The 5,677-nt window shown below is 59.0% G+C and carries 5 protein-coding genes; 3 read left to right on the top strand and 2 right to left on the bottom strand.

Going from position 1 to position 5,677, the window contains the following annotated elements; genetic code table 11:
- Nucleotides 1–503 precede the first annotated feature (503 nt).
- Nucleotides 504–911 carry a type II toxin-antitoxin system VapC family toxin gene (locus P1S46_11065; protein MDF1537016.1) on the bottom strand — a complete coding sequence of 136 codons (408 nt, stop codon included), beginning with the start codon at nt 909–911 and terminating at the stop codon, nt 504–506.
- Nucleotides 908–1,087 (bottom strand): hypothetical protein, encoded by a 180-nt coding sequence (locus P1S46_11060; GenBank protein MDF1537015.1) that lies wholly within the window; start codon nt 1,085–1,087, stop codon nt 908–910. The genes P1S46_11065 and P1S46_11060 overlap by 4 nt, the downstream gene beginning before the upstream one ends.
- Nucleotides 1,088–1,376: 289 nt before the next feature.
- On the opposite strand from P1S46_11060, the gene P1S46_11055 reads away from it, so the two are divergent.
- The 3 genes from P1S46_11055 to P1S46_11045 all read left to right on the top strand — a co-directional run.
- The gene (locus P1S46_11055) at nt 1,377–1,610 is read left to right on the top strand and encodes an AbrB/MazE/SpoVT family DNA-binding domain-containing protein (GenBank protein ID MDF1537014.1); all 234 of its coding nucleotides are present in this window, start codon (nt 1,377–1,379) and stop codon (nt 1,608–1,610) included.
- Complete coding sequence (locus tag P1S46_11050) at nt 1,600–1,983, top strand: type II toxin-antitoxin system PemK/MazF family toxin (protein MDF1537013.1); 384 nt, start codon at nt 1,600–1,602, stop codon at nt 1,981–1,983. Before P1S46_11055 ends, P1S46_11050 begins: the two co-directional genes overlap by 11 nt.
- 553 nt (nt 1,984–2,536) lie before the next feature.
- A partial coding sequence (locus tag P1S46_11045) for a CxxxxCH/CxxCH domain-containing protein (protein ID MDF1537012.1) occupies nt 2,537–5,677 on the top strand: 3,141 nt, incomplete at its 3' end.

Here is a 5,677-nt window from a genome sequence, read left to right as displayed (position 1 = left end):
GGATCCAGACACAGAGAACCTCACAAAAACAGCAGCTAAAACATGTTGATAGAGAAGGGTTTTTCTTGCCGTATGGCTCAAAGGCCTGGAAGTAACCTTGGAGATGCAGGGTCATATGACGGAGTTTGTACCCTGCATCCTGTTTGTTGCTTTTCTTGGCGTTCTTGGCGTGCTTGGCGGTAAATTTCAGGGAAGTGGGGTCGCATGACCGCGGCTATACCCTGATCTCGTTTGTTGCCTTTCTTGGCGTTCCTGGCATGCTTGGCGGTAAAAATCCAGTGAGGTTGGGTCGCGTGACAGCGCCTGGGAGGCGGCGTTCCCGCCAGTACTGAGCCTGTCGAAGGGCAGGGAACCGCAGTTAGAAATCATGGGTTCTGGAGCCGGCCGGCCATTTACCGTCACGACGGGCCTGACCCGGACTCCATGGATTCCGGATCAAGGCCCTGCCTTGTCCGGAATGACGGGGGTTGGTCACTCCGGAAAGACGGTTTGGACGCGGTAGCTCAGTTCAGGATCCAGGTCAGAACCTGTGGGACCTTCAGGAAATGCCTGTCTGCCGTCAGCACCGCCAGGCCGTGCTGCATGGCAGAAGCGGCGATCCACAGGTCGTTGGTGGGGATGGGAGTACCCTGGCGGCGAAGATGGAACCAGACGGCGGCATAACGTTCCGAGGTGTCGGCGTCAATAGGATAAACACGGACGCGTGGCGTGGATAGGAACTCCTTGATCAGTCCCCTGTTTCTTTTTTCGTAGATTCCACCTGCAAACCCTCCGAGCAGTTCGCCCAGGATCACCGGATTCAGGGCGACCTCCTCGACCTCCTGGAGGATAACCCTGACCTGCTCATCCCCACGGAAGAGAGCCGAGTAGGCGGAGGTGTCCAGCAGGATCCTTGCGGGTCCCTGGTTCATGACCAGAGCTCCTCGTCCACTGTCCGGGTACCGGACAAACTGCCCTCGATCTCGGCTGCTTCCTCGGGGGACCAGGCGCCGGAAAAACGGTCCAGTTCCTCATGTATTGGTGGTTTTCCGGACGAACCTGATCGGCCTATGGCCTTTTCCAGCATCCTGATGACGGCTTTATTCAAGCTGATCCCCTTTTCGCGGGCCATTCGGCGGATCGCCTCTTCCACTTCTTTTCCCATACCCCGTATAGTCAAATGCAAAGTATCTGCCACCTCCATAATTCATTTTGTGAGTCAGCATGACTCACGAAATGAATTATATTCTCTTTCGGAAACCTTTTCAACTGGTAGTTTTCGGAATTATAAAAAAATGTGGAAATCAAATGATCGTGGTTTTTGAGATCGTATGGTAATATTTAATGGACCATTACCCATTACTATAATGCAATAGCAGGTACGGTGAGGTGATCAGATGAAGAAACTGGCGACATCCAGGCTGACGACGAAGTACCAGGCGACCATCCCCGCAGCCGTCAGAAAGAAGCTGGGCCTTGGCAAAGGGGACGTGGTCTGCTTCGAGGAAACAAAGGAAGGTGTGGTTTTACGCAAGGCCCTCCCGGCAGACCTGGCCTATACCCGTGCTGTGATGGAAACCCTTGGCGAATGGTCGTCCCGGGAAGACGACGAGGCGTTCCATGACCTATGAAAGGTTCGATGTTGTCGTCGTTCCATTCCCCTTTGCGGAAAGGAAAAAACAGAAACGACGGCCCGCTCTTGTCCTTTCTGATTCCAGGGGGTTCAATAACTCTGCGGGGCATCTCATCCTGGCGATGATCACCAGCGCTCGCCACAGCAGTTGGCCGTTGGACGTCCCGATCCTGGATTTGTCCGACGCCGGGCTTTCTTCCCCGTCTGTGGTCCGGATGAAGCTGTTCACGCTGCCCGTGGACCTGGTCCTGCGCAGGTGCGGCAGTTTGTCCGAAAATGACAGGGCAACCACAGAACAGACGTTGAACAGGCTCTGGGGAAAACGGCGCTATTCCGTATCCGGAGCCCATGACGTTCCGGAAGTGTTTTAAAAACCTTGTCCGGAATGACGTCAGATGGAAATCACTTCGTGCCTCAATTTGACAGGCGATTCCCGGAACAGCTGTTTTACAGCTACTTCCTGATTTCCCGTTTTTTTCCGGATATCAACCGTCGCGGGTCTGTTAATTTAGTTTGAGATGGCATAATTGTTGTTATGGATGTGCCAAAGCACCCACTCTGGGTTAAAAGAGTTCCAATTGCGCAACGGGGCCTGACGGATATGTAAGCGTAACACGCTGAATTAAAAGGGGTTTGGAAACCGTATCGAGTGGCACGCATCGTGCTCTCAAAAATGGTAAAAAATTGCTCCTGCAACTGTTTTAGGGTATATTGGGCCGATTTTGAGAAACCCCCGTTTCAGGGTGCTGAAACGGGTGTAACTTTTCCTGTTGGAGGGGGTATTAACCACAAGTTATGCGCTAAAGCAGGAAACGGCCGACGCCCTGTAGATGGTGGTCTGCCCAGCCTTCCAGGAGCCTTTTGATGGAATTGGATAGGTTTGCCTCAACCGTATCCGTTTGTTTTTTGGTCCTATTCTGTGCGTTGGCCTGTCTGTTCCTGACCGCTGGTCCGGCCATAGCCGACCACAAGCTGGTTGAGGAAATCTGTTACGACTGCCATGCCGTCGGCGGTGCCAAGGACATGATCGTCCAGGGGACGCGTCTCGTTAAGAAAGACGCGCGCATGGTGGAGGTCCAGAACGGGGGCTGGCTCAGCGGTTCCTCCCTTCCCTGCATCTACTGCCACGACGACTCCGCCGTCCGCACAAACAAGGTCGGCGTCAAAAACCACTTCTCCGATTACTCTCTCTCCAAGCACCCCGTTTTCAACATCTACACTTCCAACGATATCGACACCGAGCCCACCCAGCTCGACTGCGTGGATTGCCACACCAACGTCACTTACGTCGGCGGCGGAACGAATCCGTTCAACCCCAACATTCACGGCGTCAACACGGCCACAGTAGGCTGGACGGGAAGCAGTGCGCTTCCTCTCTCATCGACTCTCAGGTCATCCCCCTATAACAGCGACAACAACCAGCTCTGCCGGGACTGCCACGAGACGGCGACAATCTTCACCCCGACTCTCATGCAGCACTCCTACACCTCCAGTGTCATCTCTCTGGAGGGGTCCTCCTTTGCGACCACCGTGCAGGGATGCCTGAGCACGGACGGGGCGGCCACTGGATGCCACGGTGTCCACAACTCGCCCAATAACGTGGACCTCATCACCCTGGAAAAGTCCGACGGGAGCAGGGTGGAGCCAGTCGACTGCGGCGTCTGCCACACCTTCGACGATCCACCGACCAACAGGGCCGGCAGCGAGTTCTTCGGTGACGGCCACGGCCGTTTCGAGGCTACCAGCAACATCACCTGTAACAGCTGCCACGATTCGGGCCAGGACCACTTCAACCCCGACGGCACTCCGACCGGTGCCCGGCTGAGCTTCTCAGTAGCCGCCACCGACTCCAACCTGACGTCGAAGTCCCTTCTGTCGAACTGCGTCAGCTCCAACTGCCACGTGGGCAAGTCCAGCCACGGCGGGACCTCCTATCAGGTGGGCTGCCTGGACTGCCACGATCCCCACGGACACGGGGTCGGGAACAACATCGCTATGGTGAGAAACGCGATACCGGTGGCTTCTCCCACGGTTTCACTCTATTACGAGACGGTCGGAGCCTATTACAACAGCAGCGTAGCCATTGGGGAATTCAGCAACTGGTTGTGCGATAACGCGGACTGCCACGGGGTTGCTGGTGGGCCCGGTCCTATCTCAGTTCTTATGGACCCGGCCACGACCAATACCATCCATTCCGGTGGGACCGGCTACACGAGTAACTGCACCTCCTGCCACAGTCACGACGACAGCAAAGGGGCTTTCATGGCTACCGATTCATGCACTAATTGCCACGGCCAGCCTCCAACTGCCAACTACGGGGGCGGCCCAAACGGTTTCGCGACCGGTTATGCGGATTCCGGTTATTTCAAGGCTGAGGACAAAACACCCCACGCCGTCCACGCCGGCGACGGAGGGTACAACTATGAGTGCCGTTATTGTCACTTCCACTTCACCGATTCCGATTACCACTACAACGACACCGCGGCGAACACCTTCCGCAATGTGGTTTTCAACCCATCCGTCAACCCCAACGCCATAGCGGAAGGCGCGAACAAGGTCAGCCCCTCCTACTCCATCTCCGCCCCCACCCCCAACGTGTGCCTCAACCTCTACTGCCACGGGGACGGGCAGGGCATCGACCGCTACAACACCCAGGTGGTCGCCGACCAGGCCTGGGATGGGGATCTCGGCACGACCCTGGACTGCGAGGGATGCCACGGTTCCACTCGGTCCGACGCGTCCGGGACCCTCTGGTTCGGGGCCCCCGACTACGCTAACGGCGGGACCGGGGATGCCGTTTACACACCTGGCAGCGGGATCACCCAGCCCGACACGAAAGCCAACAGCCACCTCGACACCACCAAGCACGGACGCTACACCTGCTCGATCTGCCACTACGACACCATCCGGGACACCGTGCCGGCTGACGGCTGGACCCTCTTCGACAGGACGCAGCACGTCGACCGGCAGATCGATGTCGTTTTCGATCTGACCGTCGTCACCGGTACGTGGAGCACCGCCGACAAAAGCTGCTCATCCGTCTGGTGCCACAACGGGACCACCCCCCAGTGGGGCGGGACCACCACCTGTACCTCCTGCCACAACAACGGGATCGACAGCGGGAACCTGGCCGACGCGGCGCCCACCTCGGGCGCCCACCAGCCCCACATCGCCAGCAGCGTCTACGTGAGCAACTGCGAACCGTGCCACGGCACCGGCGCCGACATCGGCGACCACATCGGCCACGTGAACCAGTCGGCCTCCTTTGCCAGCCAGGTCAGCGCCTACGACGATACCCTCGGAACCTGCGCCAACAGCTGCCACGCCGTCGTGGACGGCCGGGACTGGACCTCGGGAACGACCCTCGACTGTGTCGACTGCCACAACGGCGGCGGGACCTTGGTCGCCGGGGGTGTCGCTGCTGATATCGACAGCGCCACCGGACCTGCCACCGGCCGCCACGGCATCCACCTTTTCAACGACTTCTTCGTGCCCGGCGACTGCGCCGACTGCCACGGCCACAAGGGCGGGCCCAGCGCCTCGGTGCCCACCCACATCGACGGGCCCACGGTGAGCGACATCACCATCGCCGCGGAGATCGGGACGTATTATGCCGGCACCGGCGGGTGCGCCAACACGTGCCACCTGGTGGACGCCGCCTCGGCCGGGGATTGGCTGGACTCGCCCGCGGACCTCTCCTGCACCGACTGCCACGACGCTGCCGGCCTTCGCCTGGAACGCGGCTGGCCGCCGGTCCAGGGTGTCCACGTCGTCCACCGCAACAACACCGCCTACGTGGATTCTGGTGTGGGTGACTGCGTGGACTGCCACAACGACAACAACGCCCCCAACAGCCACAGCACCCTCGACAGCGTGGTGACCTCCCCGGTCCTCGGAACGAGCATCTCCGCCTTCAACGGGACCGACAGCACCTGCGTTAACACCTGTCACCTCGCGGCCGACACCGACGAGTGGCTCACCGGTTCCCTCTTCTGCACCGACTGCCACAGCGGTTCGTACATCGGCGGCAACTCTTTCGCCCCGGCCAGCGGCCTCCACGCCGTG

Source organism: bacterium (assembly GCA_029210545.1).
GTDB lineage: Bacteria > BMS3Abin14 > BMS3Abin14 > BMS3Abin14 > BMS3Abin14 > JARGFV01.
The sequence above is the reverse complement of the archived record's forward strand: the minus strand, read 5'-3'. Positions and strand labels throughout refer to the sequence as shown.

Excerpts from the sequence above, each read along its gene's own strand:
- P1S46_11065 (MDF1537016.1), bottom strand. The coding sequence starts at position 911 with ATGAACCAGGGACCCGCAAGGATCCTGCTGGACACCTCCGCCTACTCG.
- P1S46_11055 (MDF1537014.1), top strand. The coding sequence starts at position 1,377 with ATGAAGAAACTGGCGACATCCAGGCTGACGACGAAGTACCAGGCGACC.
- P1S46_11050 (MDF1537013.1), top strand. The coding sequence starts at position 1,600 with ATGACCTATGAAAGGTTCGATGTTGTCGTCGTTCCATTCCCCTTTGCG.